Annotated in this window: 15 protein-coding genes; 9 read left to right on the plus strand and 6 right to left on the minus strand. The window is 64.1% G+C overall.

All coding sequences use genetic code 11. The annotated features are described in order from the left end of the window. Positions 1-27 precede the first annotated feature (27 nt). The 3 genes from X741_RS141635 (at position 28) to X741_RS141625 (ending at position 3075) form a co-directional block, all read left to right on the plus strand. On the plus strand, positions 28-1332 hold the full coding sequence (locus X741_RS141635) for a Xaa-Pro peptidase family protein (RefSeq protein WP_031250449.1): 1305 nt from the start codon (positions 28-30) through the stop codon (positions 1330-1332). A 93-nt stretch (positions 1333-1425) separates the two neighbouring features. Then, the gene (locus tag X741_RS141630) at positions 1426-2106 is read left to right on the plus strand and encodes an isochorismatase family protein (protein WP_023779990.1); all 681 of its coding nucleotides are present in this window, start codon (positions 1426-1428) and stop codon (positions 2104-2106) included. 9 nt (positions 2107-2115) lie between these two features. Continuing rightward, complete coding sequence (locus tag X741_RS141625) at positions 2116-3075, plus strand: alpha/beta hydrolase (RefSeq protein ID WP_023779991.1); 960 nt, start codon at positions 2116-2118, stop codon at positions 3073-3075. A gap of 3 nt (positions 3076-3078) precedes the next feature. On the opposite strand, the gene dnaQ is transcribed toward X741_RS141625, so the two are convergent. From dnaQ to X741_RS141600, 5 genes are all read right to left on the minus strand, one after another. Beyond that, the gene (gene dnaQ / locus X741_RS141620) at positions 3079-3804 is read right to left on the minus strand and encodes a DNA polymerase III subunit epsilon (RefSeq protein WP_023779992.1); all 726 of its coding nucleotides are present in this window, start codon (positions 3802-3804) and stop codon (positions 3079-3081) included. Between the two features lie 219 nt (positions 3805-4023). Then, positions 4024-4611, minus strand: coding sequence for a dephospho-CoA kinase (coaE, locus tag X741_RS141615; RefSeq protein WP_023779993.1), 588 nt, complete (start codon positions 4609-4611; stop codon positions 4024-4026). Continuing rightward, complete coding sequence (locus X741_RS141610; RefSeq protein ID WP_023779994.1) at positions 4608-5450, minus strand: shikimate dehydrogenase; 843 nt, start codon at positions 5448-5450, stop codon at positions 4608-4610. The genes coaE and X741_RS141610 overlap by 4 nt, the downstream gene beginning before the upstream one ends. Next, entirely contained in the window at positions 5443-6042 is a 600-nt protein-coding gene (locus tag X741_RS141605) for a Maf-like protein (RefSeq protein ID WP_023779995.1), read from the minus strand. Before X741_RS141605 ends, X741_RS141610 begins: the two co-directional genes overlap by 8 nt. A 239-nt stretch (positions 6043-6281) precedes the next feature. Further along, complete coding sequence (locus X741_RS141600) at positions 6282-7103, minus strand: pyruvate, water dikinase regulatory protein (RefSeq protein ID WP_023779996.1); 822 nt, start codon at positions 7101-7103, stop codon at positions 6282-6284. Positions 7104-7505: 402 nt separating this feature from the next. Here X741_RS141600 and hemE point away from each other — a divergent pair, with 402 nt between their 5' ends. From hemE to rho, 3 genes are all read left to right on the plus strand, one after another. Continuing rightward, positions 7506-8537 (plus strand): uroporphyrinogen decarboxylase, encoded by a 1032-nt coding sequence (gene hemE, locus X741_RS141595; RefSeq protein WP_023779997.1) that lies wholly within the window; start codon positions 7506-7508, stop codon positions 8535-8537. Continuing rightward, the gene (gene hemJ / locus X741_RS141590; protein ID WP_031250450.1) at positions 8537-9109 is read left to right on the plus strand and encodes a protoporphyrinogen oxidase HemJ; all 573 of its coding nucleotides are present in this window, start codon (positions 8537-8539) and stop codon (positions 9107-9109) included. Before hemE ends, hemJ begins: the two co-directional genes overlap by 1 nt. A 163-nt stretch (positions 9110-9272) precedes the next feature. Next, a complete protein-coding gene (gene rho / locus X741_RS141585) occupies positions 9273-10538 on the plus strand; it encodes a transcription termination factor Rho (RefSeq protein ID WP_031250451.1) in 1266 nt (421 codons plus the stop codon). A 158-nt stretch (positions 10539-10696) separates the two neighbouring features. On the opposite strand, the gene X741_RS141580 is transcribed toward rho, so the two are convergent. Further along, entirely contained in the window at positions 10697-12712 is a 2016-nt protein-coding gene (locus X741_RS141580) for a thioredoxin domain-containing protein (protein WP_031250452.1), read from the minus strand. Positions 12713-12780: 68 nt separating this feature from the next. Here X741_RS141580 and mnmE point away from each other — a divergent pair, with 68 nt between their 5' ends. The 3 genes from mnmE to rsmG all read left to right on the plus strand — a co-directional run bounded on the left by mnmE (position 12781) and on the right by rsmG (position 16933). Further along, positions 12781-14112, plus strand: a complete 1332-nt coding sequence (mnmE, locus tag X741_RS141575) for a tRNA uridine-5-carboxymethylaminomethyl(34) synthesis GTPase MnmE (RefSeq protein WP_023780000.1) — start codon at positions 12781-12783, stop codon at positions 14110-14112. Between the two features lie 308 nt (positions 14113-14420). Further along, positions 14421-16310: a tRNA uridine-5-carboxymethylaminomethyl(34) synthesis enzyme MnmG gene (mnmG, locus tag X741_RS141570; RefSeq protein WP_023780001.1), complete on the plus strand. Its 1890-nt coding sequence runs from the start codon at positions 14421-14423 to the stop codon at positions 16308-16310. Further along, the gene (gene rsmG, locus X741_RS141565) at positions 16307-16933 is read left to right on the plus strand and encodes a 16S rRNA (guanine(527)-N(7))-methyltransferase RsmG (RefSeq protein ID WP_023780002.1); all 627 of its coding nucleotides are present in this window, start codon (positions 16307-16309) and stop codon (positions 16931-16933) included. Before mnmG ends, rsmG begins: the two co-directional genes overlap by 4 nt. The last annotated feature ends 10 nt before the right edge of the window (positions 16934-16943 follow it).

Here is a 16943-nt window from a genome sequence, read left to right on the forward strand (position 1 = left end):
CCCAATCCACCCAAGGCCAGGCACCCCATGAGCATCGTCGTATTCGATCCCGACAGCACCGAGGACGTCGACTTCAAGGATCGCATGCGCCACCCCGCGGCGGCCGATCCGGCGGGCGGCATGTGGCTGTCGGATACCGAACCGTCCTTCATCGATGCCGACGCTCTTCGCAAAGGCCGGCTGGCCAAACTGCGCGGCTGGATGCGGGACGCCGGTTATGGCGGCGTCGTGCTGTTCGACCCCTATAACCAGCGCTACGCCACTGGCTCGCGCAACATGTTCGGCTATTTCCTGCGCAACTCGACCCGCTATTTCTTCATCCCGACCGAAGGGCCGATCGTGCTGTTCGAATACCCGCAGAGCTACCATGTCTCGATGGTGCTCGACACGATCGACGAGGCGCGTCCTTCCAAGCTCGTCTGGTCGTCGGTCTCCGGCCGCGACGACGAGACAGCCGGTCCGTTCGCCGACGAGATCGCGGAACTCCTGAAAAAGCATGGCGGCGGCTCGATGAAGCTCGGGCTCGACCGCTGCAGCCATCTGCAGGCGCTGGCCTTGGAAAAGCGTGGCTGCGAGGTGCGGGATTGCCAGGGCGAGATCCTCGCCGTGCGCGCGGTGAAGACGCCCGAGGAAGTAAAATGCCTGCAGGTGTCGATGGCCGGCGCCGAGGCCGCCGTCTATGCGGTGCGCGAGGCGATCAAGCCCGGCGTCTCCGAAAACGAGCTGTTCGCCATCATGTATGGCGAGGTGATCCGGCAGGGCGGCGAGTTCATCGAGACGCGGCTGTTGACGTCGGGCCAGCGCACCAACCCGTGGTTCAACGAGGCCAGCGGCCGCAAGATCCGGCCGGGCGAATTGCTGGCGCTCGATACCGACACGATCGGCTGCTACGGCTATTATTCCGATTTCTCGCGCACCTTCCGCTGCGGGCCGGGCAAGCCGACCGACTACCAGAAATCGCTCTACCGCATGGCGCACGACCAGGTTCAGCACAACATTTCGATCGTCAAACCCGGCATGGCGTTCCGCGAGATCGCCGAGAAGGCGTGGAAGATCCCGGACCGTTTCGTCGACCAGCGCTACACCTCGGTCATGCACGGCGTCGGCATGCATGGCGAGACACCGTTCATCGCCCATGCAATGGATTACGAGATCTATGGCCGCGACGGCCATATCGTGCCAGGCATGGTGGTGAGCGTGGAAAGCTATATAGGCGAGAAGGGCGGCCGCGAGGGCGTCAAGCTGGAGGACGAGATCCTGATCACCGAGACTGGCACTGAGCTCCTATCGCGCTTCCCTTATGAGGACGAGTTTCTGGAGAAGCAGGTTTGACGGTTGGCAACCAATGAGCGCCTCGTTCCTGTCCCGCCGGCATACGGAAGGGTCTTTGACTGCCTTGCCCATGCATCACCCAGGTCCATCCGCATGAAAAGCCCCATCGCCATCAAACCCGGCACCGTGGCCGCCGTCTTCATCGACCTGCAGGAAGAGCACCGGCAGGATTCGCGCTATCTGGTCGAGGGTTTTGCCGGCATCCTCGCCAATGTCTGCCGGCTGCAGGCGGCGGCGCGGCAGAACCATGTGCCGCTCTATCACTGGGCCTATATCGTCGATCTCGACAGCCAGGACCGGCCGTTTCACCCGGTCGGTGCCGACGGCAAGTCGGCCTTTTCCGACAAGAGCGATCCGCTGACCGAAATCTGCCAAGAGGTGGCGCCGGCCGAGGGCGAGGCGCTGCTGATCAAGGCCGAGGCCAGCGCCTTCCGTTCGGGGCCGAGTGCCGATCAGATCAAGGCAAGCGGCATCGAATGGCTCGTCGTCGCCGGCGTCTGGACCGAGGCCTGCATCGACGCATCCGTGAAGGACGCCGTGGCCAGGGGATTTCGCGTGCTGCTGGTCAAGGATGCCTGCGGCAGCGGCAGCGCGGCCATGCACCAGACCGGCATCCTCAATCTCGCCAACCGGCTCTATGGCGGCGCGGTCATCGACACCGACGGCGCCTGCCGGCTGCTGGCGGGCGAAAGCGTGACGGCCTGGCAGGTCGAGGGCTCGGTGCCGCTGCGCTTCAGCTTCGACAATGCCGCCGCGCTCTATGCCGAGCTTTGAATTGCCGGCATGACTGACAAGACTAGCCGCGGCGAATACGAGACACGGCTCGATCCGGCGCTGTGGGCCTATATCGACAGCATCAATGCCTGGTACCCGCCGGAGATCGTCGACCAGCCGATCGCCAAGCAGCGCGCGGTCTACGACCGCATGTGCCGGGCGCTGCGCCAGCCCTATCCGCCCGGCGTGGTCGCCAAGGACGGGGTGATCGCCGCCGGCGGCCGCGACGTTGCCGTCCGGCGCTACCGGCTCGCCGGCACCGCTCCGCGTGCGACGGTGCTCTACTACCATGGCGGCGGCTTCATCCTTGGCGGGCTCGATAGCCATGACGATATCTGCGCGGAGATCTGCGCCGGCACCGGCTTTGCCGTGCTGTCGGTCGATTACCGGCTGGCGCCCGAGCATGTCCACCCCGCCGCTTTCGACGACGCGCTGGCAGCCTTTGAATGGGCGGCGGCCACGAGCAGCGAGCCGCTGGTGCTGTGCGGCGAGAGCGCCGGCGGCAATCTGGCCGCAGCGGTGGCGCAGGCGACGCGCGGTCATCCCCGCGCTGCGATCGGCCAGGTGCTGATCTATCCCGGTCTCGGCGGCGACGAGAGGTCCGGCTCCTATGCCGAACACGCCAACGCGCCGCTGCTGTCCGTCGGCGACATTGCCTTTTACCGCGATGTGCGGTCGGCCAAGCGGCAATCGCCCAACGACCCGACATTCTCACCGCTGCGGGACAAAGATTTCTCCGGCCTGCCACCGACGGCGATCATCACGGCCGAATGCGATCCGCTGTCGTCCGATGGCGAGACCTATCGCGACCGCATCCTGGCGGCCGGCGGCAAGGCCTGGTGGCACGAGGAGAAGCGCCTGGTGCACAGTTTCCTGCGCGCCCGGACGACAGTGCCGGCAGCGGCGCATGCCTTTGCCAGCATCATTTCGGCGATCGCGGCCCTGGGTCGCGGCGAGTGGCCGTACTGACTCTTACGACGCCGCGGCCTTTGCCTCGGATGATGTGGCCTTCAGCCACAGCGCCTTGTCGCCGAGCGTAGCGACCATGGAGGCATGGGCGGCGCGTTCGGTCTCGGTCAGGCGCGGCAGCAGGGGCGCCGGGCGCACGGCGGCAATGATTTCGATGTGGCGGACATTTTCGCCGCGCTGCGCCGGCGCGGTCGCGCTGTCGAGGATAAGGGCGGCCTGCTTGCCGCCGATCAGCTCGATATAGACCTCGGCCAGCAGTTCGGAATCGAGCAAGGCGCCGTGCTTGGTGCGCTTGGTGTTGTCGATGCCGTAGCGCCGGCAGAGCGCGTCGAGCGAGTTGGGCCCCATCGGATGCTTGCGGCGCGCCAGCGCCAGCGTGTCGACGACAAGGCCGGGATCGACGACGGGATGGCCGAGCCGGCCGAATTCGACGTTGAGGAAGCCGATATCGAAGGTCGCATTGTGGGCGACCAGCTTGGCGCCGTCGGCGAAGGCCAGCCACTCCTCGACGATCTCGGCAAAGGTCGGCTTGCCCGCGAGGTCCGCGGCGCTGATGCCGTGCACCGCTTGCGCCTCCGCATGGATCGCGCGCCCTTGAGGGTTGATGTAATGGTGGAAGGTTCGGCCGGTCGGGAACCGGTTGACCAGCTCGACGCCGCCCAGCTCGATGACGCGATCGTCGCGCGAATCCAGGCCGGTGGTTTCGGTATCGAAGATGATCTCGCGCATCGAATCAGGTGCTCCTGGGGGCAGAATCGCCAGACCGGAACAAAATGGCAATGGCCAATGCCTGTTTTCCCTTCTCCCCTTGCGGGAGAAGGTGGCCGCGAAGCGGTCGGATGAGGGGTGTTCCAGGGAACGCCAACGCCTCACTCCGCTGGAACACCCCTCATCCGTCTCGGCGCTGCGCGCCGATCCACCTTCCCCCACAAGGGGGGAAGGAAGAGCCTAGTGATCCCCGGAGAGTTCGGCGATGATTGCACCAACAGCGGCACGCGCGGCATCCAACCCCTCGCCGGTGTCGATGATGAAATCCGCCAGCCGGCGTTTTTCGGCATCCGGCACCTGCTTGGCCAGAATCGCCGCCAGTTTTTCCTCGGTCATGCCAGGTCGTGCCAGCACGCGCTGACGCTGGACTTCGGCGGGTGCGGTGACAACGACGACCTTGTCGACGCGGTTGCGGCCGCCGGTTTCGAACAGCAGCGGAATATCGAGCACGGCGATCGATTCGCCCGCGGTACGATGCTTGGCCAGGAAGGCGTCGGCGTCGGCGCGCACCAGCGGATGGATGATGGCTTCCAGCTGCCTCAGCGCGGCGGGATCACCGAGTACACGGGCGCCAAGTCTTGCTCGATCGACCACGCCGGCAGCACTTGTTCCCGGGAAAGCCGCCTCGACCAGAGGCGCTGCCTTGCCGGCATAGAGGCGGTGCACCGTCTCGTCGGAATCGTGGACCGGCACGCCGGCCTCGGCGAACATCCTGGCCGTGGTCGACTTGCCCATGCCGATCGAACCGGTGAGGCCGAGCACGATCATGGTTTCGGCACCAGGTCTGCAACGATGATTGCGCGCAGCTCGGCCGTAACCTTCGGCCTGACGCCGAACCAGTGTTCGAAGCCGGGCACGGCCTGGTTGAGCAGCATGCCGAGCCCGTCGACGGTCTTCAGTCCCCGGGCGCGCGCGGCGGCAAGCAGCGGCGTTTCCAGCGGCACATAGACAAGGTCGGTGACGATCGCATGGCTCGGCAGCAGCGCCGGATCGGCGGCGAGGCCCTCATTGCCGACCATGCCGAGCGCCGTGGTGTTGACCAGCAGGCCGGCATCGGCAAGCAGTTCGCCGGTCGCCGCCATGCCGTGCGCCGAAACGCCGGCGCCGAAACGATCGCGCAATTCCTCCGCCCGGGCCAGCGTGCGGTTGACGATGCGGATGTCGGATACGCCGCGCTCTTTCAGCGCGTGGATGACGGCGCGGGAAGCGCCGCCGGCGCCAAGCACCACCGCCGGGCCCTTGCTTGCCCAGCTGGGCGCATGGTCATCCAGATTGGCGGCAAAGCCATGGCCATCGGTGTTGCCGCCCCACAGGACACCGTCCTCGAACCACAGCGTGTTGACGGCGCCGATCTCTTCCGCCGCCTGGTCGCGGCGTCCGGCCAGCGCGAAGGCGGCGCCCTTGTGCGGGATGGTGACATTACCGCCGCGATAACCATTGGCCTGCAGGGTTGCCAGGAATTCGGCGAAGTCCTGGGGAGCCACGTCGATCGCCTCGTAGCTGCCGTCAATGCCATGCTTGGCCAGCCAATGGCCGTGGATCTTCGGCGAGCGCGAATGCTTGATCGGATGGCCAGTGACAAAGGCCTTCTTCGTCGCCTCAGCCATCGATCGCTCCAAGCGTGCGCAGTTCGGCCAGCAGCGGCAAAAGCGGCAGGCCGACAATGGTGAAATGGTCGCCTTCGATCTTCTCGAAAAGCTGGATGCCTTCGCCCTCGACCTGGTAGGCGCCGACGCTGGCCAGCGCGCTGGCGCTGACGCGGGCGAGGTGGCGGCCGAGGAAGGCGGGATCGAGCTTGCGCATGGTCATGGCGGCAATGCCGACATGGCGCCACAGCACCTTGCCGTCACGCACCAGCACTGCGGCGCTGTTGAGCTGATGGGTCTTGCCGGACAACGCCAGCAAATGGCGCCGCGCGCCTTCCATGTCAGCCGGCTTGTGGAACACCTCGTCGCCGAGCGACAAGGTCTGGTCGCAGCCGAGCACCAGCGCACCTGGCCTGCGCTCGCTCACCTCGGTGGCCTTGGCCTCGGCCAGCACCAGGGCGACGTCTTCCGGCGAAACACCGCTATCCTGCAACGGCGCCTCGAGCGCGCGCTCGTCGACCTCGGCCGGCACCGCCTCGACATCGACGCCGGCACTAAGCAGCATCGCCTTGCGGAACGGACTGCCGGAAGCGAGGATGATTTTCTGGGTCATGCTTCTTCACCAGGGTTGGCGTTCCGTCACGCACCCCTCATCCGACCGAGCTTCGCTCGGCCACCTTCTCCCACAAGGGGAGAAGGGAAGTGCTGCGCTGACGCCGCTGCGAATCGCCAACTGGTGGTAATCTGCGGGACGTCGGCGCCGAGTTCTTCCTTCTCCCTTTGTGGGAGAAGGTGTCGCCGAAGGCGACGGATGAGGGGTGCGTGACGGAATGCTCACTTACCTCGTCTGCCCTAGCGCGACTTCCCGCGCAGGGCAACGATCGCCGCCGCAGTTTCCTCGATCGAGCGGCGGCTGACGTCGATCATCGGCCAGCCATGACGCGTGCAGATCTGGCGGGCGTAGGCGAGTTCCTCGTTGATGGCGGCGCGGTCGACATAATCGGTCGGCACGTAGGAGCTGCTGTTGCCGAGGATGCGGTTCTGGCGGACATGCGAGATGCGTTCGGCGGTGGCGATCAGCCCGACCACCAGGGGCGTCTTGGCCGCGACCAGGCTTTCGGGGACGGGCACGCCGAGCACGATCGGAATGTTGGCGGTCTTGATGCCGCGATTGGCGAGATAGATGCTGGTCGGCGTCTTCGAGGTGCGCGAGATGCCGATCAGCACGACATCGGCATCGTTCATGTTGAGCGGCAACTGGCCGTCATCATGGTCCATGGTGAAGTTGAGCGCGTCGATGCGGCGAAAATATTCGGCGTCGAGGACATGCTGGGCGCCGACGCGCCGGCCGGCCGGCGTGCCGAGATAGGATTGGAAGACGGTGAGCACCGGCTCCAGCACGGAGACACAGGGCAGGCCCATCGCCGCACAGCGCTCATCGATGCCGCGCGCCAGCTTCTGGTCGACGACGGTGTAGAGAATGATGCCGGGCTCCTCCTCGATGTCCTCGAACACCTTTGCCACCTGCTTTTCGGTGCGGATCAGCGGATAGATATGCTCGATGGCGCGCGCGTCCTTGTATTGCGCCGAAGCGGCCCGGCCGGCAGCGAGCAGCGTTTCGCCGGTCGCGTCGGAAATCAGGTGCAGGTGAAAGAAGCTCTGGGGTTTGTTCACAGGGATCACCTGGGGCTGTGGGCGGATGTGGATAAGGTCGGACAGCGAGCCAGGCTCGTTGGAGGCGACTGTATCAGATGCCAGTTTGTCCACAATTCGATGTGCGTCAGCTTCGCCGGAGGGCTGGGGACAAGTCCGTGGACGGATTCTCTTGGCCTTGGCCTGTCCACAGGGCCGGGTTTTCCGGCCGGGTCCTAACGCTTTGGAAGCAATGATGGATTCCCGACTGTCCCCAGAACCCAACAATCCGGCCAAACGAGCGCGCGACAATATGCTTGCTGGCTTTTTGCGAGGCGAAGCGGGACAGGTAGCAACCACCAGAACCAACAGACTCTTAGAATCAGAAGAATCTTAGATATAAGAATATTTGATTAGAAAGAGGCTTGGAGAAGCGAGCGCTCGATGCCCCAGAACCGGATCATGCTGGATGTCCTGAAGGGCAAGGCGATTTTTCCTCCACCACTCTGGATGATGCGCCAGGCCGGTCGCTATCTGCCGGAGTATCGTGAAACGCGACGGCGGGCTGGTTCGTTCCTCGACCTCTGCTACGACCCCGACCTTGCGGTCGAAGTGTCGCTGCAGCCCATCGAACGCTTCGGCTTCGATGCCTCGATCCTGTTTTCGGACATCCTTGTCGTTCCGCATGCACTTGGCCGTGACGTGCGCTTCGAGGAGGGCAGAGGACCGCTTTTGACGCCGATCTCGGCAGCGGAGATTTTGGCTCTCGAAAGCGATGTGTTTCACGTGAATCTCGAACCGGTCTACGAGACGGTTCGCCGCTTGCGGGCAAGATTGCCTGACGAGACGACACTGATCGGCTTCTGTGGCGCGCCGTGGACCGTGGCGACGTATATGATCGCCGGCCATGGCACGCCTGACCAGGCGCCGGCGCGGCTGTTTGCTTACCGCGAACCGGTGGCGTTCAAACGGCTGCTGAAAGTGCTGGCCGATCATTCCGCCGCCTATCTGGTCCGCCAGATCGAGGCCGGTGCCGACGTGGTGCAGATATTCGATTCCTGGTCGGGCGTGCTCGACGATGCCTCTTTCGAACAGTTCTGCGTCGAGCCGGTGGCCGAGATCGTCAGGCAGATAAGAGCTTTCCATCCCGATGTGCCAGTCATCGGGTTTCCCAAGGGCGCCGGCGCCCGCTACCAGAGCTATCGCGAGAAGACCGGTGTGACGGGGCTGGGGATCGACTGGACCGTGCCCCTGGCGGCGGCAAAGGACTTGCAGCGCTCCGGTGCGGTCCAGGGCAATCTCGATCCCTTGCGGCTCGTGGCAGGGGGCGAGGCGCTTGCCGATGGCGTCGAGGCCATCCTGAAGACGTTGGGGGATGGACCGCTGATCTTCAATCTCGGCCACGGCATCACGCCGGAAACGCCGGTGGCGCATGTCGAGGCGATGGTGAAACTGGTGAGGAGCGCGACACGCTGATGGCTCGGCCAAAAGAGATGAACAATCCAGGTAATACGACCAACGCTGGCAATGGGGGCAGCACCGGCCAGGCGATGATACGCATGACCGTCGGCATCGCCGCGCTGATCGTGCTGACGGCGCTTTTGTTTTTCGTCTCGCCCGACGGTTTCTATCCCTGGGCGAAGGCGATCCATATCCTGGCTGTCATTTCGTGGATGGCCGGTATGCTCTATCTGCCGCGGCTGCTCGTCTATCACGCCGATGCTGAGAAGGGCTCAGTCCAGTCGGAGACCTTCAAGGTGATGGAGCGGCGCCTGCTGCGAGGCATCATCAATCCGGCGATGATCGCGACCTGGATGTTCGGCCTGTGGCTTGCCTGGAAAGGCTTTGGTTTCCAGGGCGGCTGGCTGCACGCCAAGATCGGTTTCGTGCTTCTGTTGTCCGCCGTTCACGGCTATCTGGCCGGTGCGGTGCGGAAATTCGCCGAGGATGCCAACGAAAAGTCCGCGAAGCACTGGCGGATGATCAACGAGATCCCCACATTGCTTATGATTGCAATCGTAATCCTGGTTGTCGTCAAGCCGTTCTAGGCCTCCATCGGTCGCGTAAAACGCAGCTTGCTCTTTCACCCGACCGACGATAAAAGACGGGTCTTCCTTCCCGTCATGCGCCGCCCCCACTGTTTTCGGCCGCGCCCGGCATTTGTCGCATCCCGCCGATATATTTCCCCCAAAGCAGATTCAGAGTCCGTCTATGCAAGAAATGAAACTCGCAGAGTTCAAGAACAAGAAACCGCCAGAGCTGATCGCCTATGCCGAATCGCTCGAGGTGGAAAACGCCAGCGTCATGCGCAAGCAGGAGCTGATGTTCTCCATCCTGAAGAAACTGGCCGCCCAGGAGATCGAGATTATCGGCGACGGCGTGGTCGAGGTGCTGCAGGACGGCTTCGGTTTCCTGCGCTCCGCCAATGCCAACTATCTGCCCGGTCCCGACGATATCTACATCTCGCCCTCGCAGATCCGCCGCTTTTCATTGAAGACCGGCGACACCGTTGAAGGGCCGATCCGCAGCCCGAAGGAGGGCGAACGCTATTTCGCGCTGCTCAAGGTCAACACGATCAATTTCGACGATCCCGAAAAGATCCGCCACAAGATCCACTTCGACAATCTGACACCGCTTTATCCGACCAAGCGGCTGAAGATGGAGATCGACAACCCGACCAGCAAGGACATCTCGTCGCGGGTGATCGACCTGGTGGCGCCGATCGGCAAGGGACAGCGTGCGCTGATCAACGCGCAGCCGCGCACCGGCAAGACGGTGCTGATGCAGAACATCGCCCACTCGATCACCGCCAACCATCCGGAATGCTATCTGATCGTGCTTCTGATCGATGAGCGGCCGGAAGAAGTGACCGACATGCAGCGCTCGGTGAAGGGCGAGGTGATTTCCTCGACCTTCGACGAGCCGGCGGTGCGCCACGTGCAGGTCGCCGAGATGGTCATCGAGAAGGCCAAGCGCCTGGTCGAACATGGCCGCGACGTCGTCATCCTGCTCGATTCCATCACCCGCCTCGGCCGCGCCTACAACACCGTGGTGCCGTCCTCCGGCAAGGTGCTGACCGGTGGTGTCGACGCCAACGCGCTGCAGCGGCCGAAGCGCTTCTTCGGCGCGGCCCGCAACATCGAGGAAGGCGGCTCGCTGACCATCATCGCCACGGCGCTGATCGACACCGGCAGCCGCATGGACGAAGTCATCTTCGAAGAGTTCAAGGGCACGGGCAACTGCGAAATCCAGCTCGACCGCAAGGTCGCCGACAAGCGCATCTACCCGGCCATGGACATCCTCAAGTCCGGTACCCGCAAGGAGGACCTGCTGGTGCCGCGCGCCGACCTGCAAAAGATCTTCGTGCTGCGCCGCATCCTGGCGCCGATGGGAACCACCGACGCGATCGAGTTCCTCATCGACAAGCTGAAGCAGACCAAGACCAACGCCGATTTCTTCGATTCGATGAACACGTAGTTCAGCTCACCCTCCCCTTGTGGGGAGGGTCGATCCGCGAAGCGGAGCGGGGTGGGGTCTGCGCCAAGGTAGCGCTTTACGAGCACCCCCACCCCGTCTCATGCTCTACGCTTCGCTCGATCATGAGCCGACCCTCCCCACAAGGGGGAGGGTGAGCACTATCGCCGCAATAATCCTTCCAACTCACCCTGATCAGTTACGGCGGGAAGGCAGACCTGGCCAGTACACAGCCAGGCGCCGGGCCTGTTGGTCGGCGGCAGGACTCCGCCAGGCAGCAAGGGTCGATTCGCTACCGTACCAATCGGCACGACGATATCGACGCGTCGAGGATCAGGGCTTCGATTCGCCACCGGAACGAGCGTTGGATTTTCCGGCGCGTCCACGATGACCAATTTCAGCGGTTCGAGCGCAAGCGCGCAGGCATTGACGATGCCCGCCTGGCCATAGGCCTGGTGCTCGGCGCGGCCGGCGGCATGCTCGGCGATCGTCCAAGCCCGCTCCTGCAGGTCGAGATCGCCGGTGATGGAGGCGAGCCGGACCAGCGCCTCGATGATCTGGCTGGTGGCTGATGAAATGGCTTCGTCGACGTCGCCCCTGATGCGGATCGGCACGTCGGTGCTGTCCGAGGCGGTCAGATAATAGCCTGTTCCCGAGGCATCAGCGTGCCAGAGGTCGAGCTGTTCGACGAACCGGCCGGCCTGTTCGATATAGCTCCAATCGCCGGACGCCTCGAACAGCGAGATCGCGGCATTGGTCATGGCCGCGTAGTCGCTCGACAGAGCCGGGAATAGTTTCCGGGCGCCGAGCATCGAATGCGGCAAGCGGTTGTCGCGGCTGGCGGCGCTGATATGGCCGAAGGCTTTCGCCGCGGCGTCGATCCAGTCGGGCCGCGCCAGCGAGCGGCCGGCCTCGGCCAGCGCCGCAATCACCAGGCCGTTCCAGTCGGTGAGCGTTTTTGCGTCGAGGCCTGGCCTGACGCGCTCTTCGCGCACGGCAAGGAGCCTCGCCTTGAGCGGAACGAGCTGTTCACGATCGGTCACGCTCTCGGACTGCTGATCGCTGGTTTGATGGATGATTGGCTTGCCTTCCCAGGCCGGCGGGCTGGAAAGCGCGAAGTGTTTGAAAAACAAGGTGGAATCTTCGCCGAGGGCGGCTTCTATCTCGTCCCTGCTCCAGGTGTAGAACAGCCCTTCCTCGCCATCGCTGTCGGCGTCGAGGCTGGCGGCAAAGGCGCCGCCGTCGACGCGCATTTCGCGCAGCAGCCAATCGACGGTGTCTTCGATTCGTAGCCGGAACAAATCATTGCCGCTTGCGGCGAAGGCCCAGTTGCAGAAGCGGATCAGCTCCGCATTGTCGTAGAGCATCTTCTCGAAATGCGGCACCAGCCATTCCGCGTCGGTGGAGTAGCGGCTGAGCCCGCCGCCGATATGATCGTAGATGCCGCCGCCCAGCATCCGCTCAAGGCTGACGAGCACATCGTCGCAGTGGGTGGAATTGCCGTCGCGCAGCCAGGACAGCCACAAGGTGAGCATGAATGGCGCGTTGGGAAATTTTGGTGCGCCGCGCAGGCCGCCGAGATCGCGGTCGATCATGCCGTCGATGCGGGCGGCAAGTTCGGGCAGCGTGTCGCGATCGAGAACCGCCTTGGAATGCGTACCCGAAAGCCGGGCCTCGACATGGGTGGTGAGGCCGTCGGCGCTCTGGTGCAGGCTTGTCCGCTTCTCACGCCAGGCTTTGTCGACGGCCTCCATCACCTGGATGAAACCCGGGCGGCCATAGCGCGCCTGACGCGGAAAATAGGTGCCGCCCCAGAACGGCTTGCCGTCCGGCGTCAGGAACATGGTCAGCGGCCAGCCGCCTTGCTCGCCCATGGAGGACAAGGCTGCCATGTAGATCTGGTCAATGTCGGGACGCTCCTCGCGGTCGACCTTGATATTGACGAACAGACGGTTCATGACGGCGGCGACGTCGTCATTCTCGAAGCTTTCATGGGCCATGACGTGGCACCAGTGACAGGCGGCATAGCCGACGGAGAGGAGGATCGGCCTGTCCAGGGCCTTTGCCTCCTCGAGAGAAGCCGGCGACCAGGCCCGCCAATGGACGGGATTGCCGCTATGCTGCTGCAGATAGGGGCTGGCTTCGTCGGCAAGCAGGTTTTTCGCGGGCAATGTCACGGCAGGCAACTCGGGCACACTCGGTTCAACGTGTGGCGGAAGCTAGGGCGGTTCAACAAAGCGGGCAAATGTTTTCAGGCGATTCCATCATTGCACTGTCGAGCGGCCGGCTGCCGGCTGGTGTCGCGGTGCTGCGCATTTCCGGCCCGCAGACTCGATTCGTAGTCGAAACGATTGCTGGCGGGATGGTTAAGGCGCGCGCGGCGACCCTGCGCGCGTTCAAAGCGCCGGATGGAACGGTGCTGGACAATGGCCTGGTCATCTTCTTCCCCGGTCCGGCCAGTTTCACCGGAGAGGACGTCGCGGAATTCCATGTCCACGGCGGGCGCGCTGTTGTCGCTGGAATGCTGCAGACGATCGCCGGTTTTGACGGCGTGAGGTACGCAGAACCCGGTGAATTCACGCGCCGCGCCTTCCTGAACGGCAAGGTCGACCTGGTCGAAACCGAGGCCCTCGCCGATCTGGTCAACGCCGAGACCGAGGCGCAGCGCCGCTTCGCCATCAGCAATACCGAGGGCGCCCAGAGCGAACTCTATCTCGGCTGGCGTCGGCGGCTGATCCATGCGCGGGCCATGATCGAGGCCGAAATCGACTTTGCCGACGAGGACGACGTGCCCGGTTCCGTTTCGGATACGGTCTGGTCTGACGTGCGGGTAATGATCGACGAGATCGATCGGCACATTGCCGGATTCCATGCCGCCGAGATCATTCGCGATGGGTTCGAGGTCGTCATTCTCGGTGCGCCCAATGCCGGCAAGTCGAGCCTGTTCAACGCATTGGCGCGCCGGGATGCTGCTATTGTAACGGATGAACCGGGCACGACGCGGGATCTGCTCGAAGTGGCTCTGGATCTCGGAGGGCTGCGGGTCCGGCTGACGGATACGGCGGGGTTGCGGGAAGCGCCGGGCAAAGTCGAGGCGATCGGCATTGAGCGGGCGAGGGCGAAGGCCGACCGCGCCGATCTCCTGCTGGTGTTGGAAGACGTGGCAGACCCCGGGGATATCGGGCCGTTGTCCGCGACAATCCCCGCATTGCGCGTCGGGACCAAACTTGACTTGTTGGATGCGCAGGCGTCCGCGGAAGCGGGCCACCGCTATGATCTCGTCATTTCCGTCGTCAACGGGGCCGGTGTCGATGCGTTGCTGGCGGAGATCGGTCGGCGCGCCGCGGATGCGGCGGGCAATTTTGGCGATGTCCTGCCGTCGCGGCTGCGTCATGTCGAATTGCTCGGCGAAGCGAAGCGGCATCTGGTTCACGCTGTGGACGGCGACGTTGCCGGCCAGGAATTGCACGCCGAGGAATTGCGGCTGGCCGCCGATCGGCTGGGCCGGATTGTCGGCGCCATCGACGTCGAGGATATGCTCGACGTCATCTTCTCGCAGTTCTGCATCGGAAAATGACTCACGTGAAACACGCACGCGCCTGAAAGGGACGGTTGGTGATTCACGTGAAACATCGCTAGCCGTGGTGACTCAGCGAAAACACGGCGCCACGCCCTACCTCCCCCTTGTGGGGAGGTCGGACCGCAGGTCCGGGTGGGGGTCAGCGCCGCACCCCCACCCCGCTGCTTCGCAGCGACCCTCCCCACAAGGGGGAGGGTATAGACGCATTGCTCTGTTTCACGTGAAACTAGCCGCGAAGTTTTCTTGACAGCTTGACCTTGCGGGGACATGTGTCCCTGCATTCTATTCGAGTCCAGGATTTGGAAATGACCGATCACTATGATGTGGTTGTGGTGGGCGGCGGCCATGCGGGTTGCGAGGCGGCCAGTGCTGCCGCGCGCGCCGGCGCCCGGACGGCGCTGGTGACGCTGCGCTTCGACACGATCGGCGTCATGTCTTGCAATCCGGCGATCGGCGGGCTCGGCAAGGGCCACCTCGTCCGCGAGATCGACGCCATGGACGGGCTGATGGGCCGGATAGCGGATGCGGCGGGCATCCAGTTCCGCTTGCTCAACCGCCGCAAGGGCCCGGCGGTGCGCGGGCCGCGCACGCAGGCTGACAGGAAGCTCTATCGCCTTGCCATGCAGGAAGCGATTCGGCAGCAGAACGATCTCGACGTGATCGAGGCCGAAGTGCTCGACTTCGAGATCGAAGAGGGGCGGATCGCGGCTGTGCTCCTGGCCAATGGAAGACGACTTGCCTGCGGTGCCGTGGTGCTGACCACCGGAACCTTTCTGCGCGGGCTCATTCACATCGGCGAGAAGAAGATCGTCGCCGGCCGCATGAACGAGCAGGCGAGCTTGGGCCTGTCGGCGACGATGAGCCGCGTGGGCTTCACGCTCGGCCGCCTGAAGACCGGCACGCCGCCGCGGCTGAACGGGAAGACCATCGATTGGGCGTCGCTGGAGAGCCAGGCGGCGGACGAGGATCCCGTGCCGTTCTCGCTGATGACCCATCGCATCGAGACGCCGCAGATCGATTGCGGCATCACCCGCACGACCACGGCCACGCATGAGCTGATCCGCGTCAATCTCGGCCGCTCGGCCATGTATTCCGGTTCGATCGAAGGCGTGGGACCGCGCTATTGCCCGTCGATCGAGGACAAGATCGTCAAGTTCGGCGACCGCGACGGCCACCAGATTTTCCTTGAGCCGGAAGGGCTCGACGACGATACCGTTTATCCCAATGGCATTTCGACCTCGCTGCCGGAGGATGTGCAGCTCGACATCCTGAAGACCATCCCCGGGCTGGAGCGGGCTGTCATGCTGCAGCCCGGCTATGCCATCGAATATGATCATGTCGATCCGCGCGAGCTCAATCAGACGTTGGAGACGAAGCGTGTCACCGGGCTGTTCCTGGCCGGGCAGATCAACGGCACGACCGGATATGAGGAAGCCGCGGGCCAGGGCCTGCTTGCTGGGCTCAACGCGGCGCGGCGTGCGTCGGGCGGCGAGCAGATCGTGCTCAGCCGCACCGAGGCCTATATTGGCGTCATGGTCGATGACCTGACCAGCCGCGGTATCAGCGAACCCTACCGGATGTTCACTTCGCGCGCCGAGTTCCGGCTGTCGCTGCGCGCCGACAATGCCGATGAGCGGCTGACGCCTCTCGCGGAAAAGCTGGGAATTGCCTCGGCGCAACGGATGCAGCGCTATGGCAACGTCATGCGGCGGCTCGATGGGGCGCGGGCGCTGGCGACGGCGCTGACGATGACCCCCAATGAGGCAGCGCGGCACGGGCTGCAGATCAACAGGGATGGCGTGCGCCGGTCCGGCTATGAGCTGCTGGCCTATCCCGGGGTCGATGTGGCCTGGCTGGCCAGGGTCGAGGCGGGATTTGGCGCGATCGACGCCAAGACGGCGGAGCGCCTCGAAACGGAGGCGAAATATTCTGTCTATCTCGATCGGCAGAAGGCGGATGTCGCGCAGATCCGCCATGAGGAGAGCCGGCTGATCCCGGAGACCGTCGATTTCGCCGGAGTGCCCGGACTGTCCAATGAATTGAAGCAAAAGATGCAAGCGCGGCGGCCGCGTTCCATTGCCGACGCGCAGCGCATGGAAGGCATGACGCCGGCGGCGCTGGCGATCATCGTCGCCCATGTCCGGCACCATGAGACCGCGCAGAGGCTCCAGAGCGAACAAAGAGTTGTTGCGTGAGCTCCCTAGAGAGCCTGCAGGACGCGGCCGGTCCGGTTTCACGTGAAACATTCGATCGCCTGATCGCGTTCGAAGAGATGTTCCAGAAATGGAACCGCAGCATCAATCTCGTGGCGCAGTCGACATCGGGCGACGTCTGGCAACGTCACATCCTGGACAGCGCGCAGCTGGCGCGGTTGGAGCCTGATGCCAAGCGCTGGGTCGACATCGGCTCGGGCGGCGGATTTCCCGGCCTGGTCATGGCCTTTCTGCTCGCCGAGCGCGACGGCGCCAGCATCGACCTGGTGGAAAGCAACCGCAAGAAGGCGTCGTTCCTGCAGGCCGTGGTTGGTCAGTTCAGCCTGCCGGCCCGTGTCGTGGCGCGCCGCATCGATGAAAGCCATGCGCTTGTTTCGGCACCGCAAATCGTCACGGCGCGGGCCCTGGCCTCGCTGCCGACGCTGCTGGATCTGTCGGCGCCCTGGCTGACGACAGGCGCGCGCGGCCTGTTCCACAAAGGCCGGGATTATCGCGCCGAAGTGCAAGAAAGCGTTAACCGATGGGCCTTCGATCTGGTAGAACATCCCAGTGTGACCGACCCGCATGGCGTCATCCTCGAACTGTCCGACCTGCGACCAGTCTGATCTTCGACTT

Source organism: Mesorhizobium sp. LNHC221B00 (assembly GCF_000502935.1).
Classification (GTDB): Bacteria; Pseudomonadota; Alphaproteobacteria; order Rhizobiales; family Rhizobiaceae; genus Mesorhizobium; species Mesorhizobium opportunistum.

What these genes read in the sequence shown, in the direction of transcription:
- X741_RS141635 (WP_031250449.1), top strand. Translation starts at nt 28, where the DNA reads ATGAGCATCGTCGTATTCGATCCCGACAGCACCGAGGACGTCGACTTC.
- X741_RS141630 (WP_023779990.1), top strand. Translation starts at nt 1,426, where the DNA reads ATGAAAAGCCCCATCGCCATCAAACCCGGCACCGTGGCCGCCGTCTTC.
- X741_RS141625 (WP_023779991.1), top strand. Translation starts at nt 2,116, where the DNA reads ATGACTGACAAGACTAGCCGCGGCGAATACGAGACACGGCTCGATCCG.
- dnaQ (WP_023779992.1), bottom strand. Translation starts at nt 3,804, where the DNA reads ATGCGCGAGATCATCTTCGATACCGAAACCACCGGCCTGGATTCGCGC.
- coaE (WP_023779993.1), bottom strand. Translation starts at nt 4,611, where the DNA reads ATGATCGTGCTCGGCCTCACCGGTTCGATCGGCATGGGCAAGTCGACC.
- X741_RS141610 (WP_023779994.1), bottom strand. Translation starts at nt 5,450, where the DNA reads ATGGCTGAGGCGACGAAGAAGGCCTTTGTCACTGGCCATCCGATCAAG.
- X741_RS141605 (WP_023779995.1), bottom strand. Translation starts at nt 6,042, where the DNA reads ATGACCCAGAAAATCATCCTCGCTTCCGGCAGTCCGTTCCGCAAGGCG.
- hemE (WP_023779997.1), top strand. Translation starts at nt 7,506, where the DNA reads ATGCCCCAGAACCGGATCATGCTGGATGTCCTGAAGGGCAAGGCGATT.
- hemJ (WP_031250450.1), top strand. Translation starts at nt 8,537, where the DNA reads ATGGCTCGGCCAAAAGAGATGAACAATCCAGGTAATACGACCAACGCT.
- rho (WP_031250451.1), top strand. Translation starts at nt 9,273, where the DNA reads ATGCAAGAAATGAAACTCGCAGAGTTCAAGAACAAGAAACCGCCAGAG.
- mnmE (WP_023780000.1), top strand. Translation starts at nt 12,781, where the DNA reads ATGTTTTCAGGCGATTCCATCATTGCACTGTCGAGCGGCCGGCTGCCG.
- mnmG (WP_023780001.1), top strand. Translation starts at nt 14,421, where the DNA reads ATGACCGATCACTATGATGTGGTTGTGGTGGGCGGCGGCCATGCGGGT.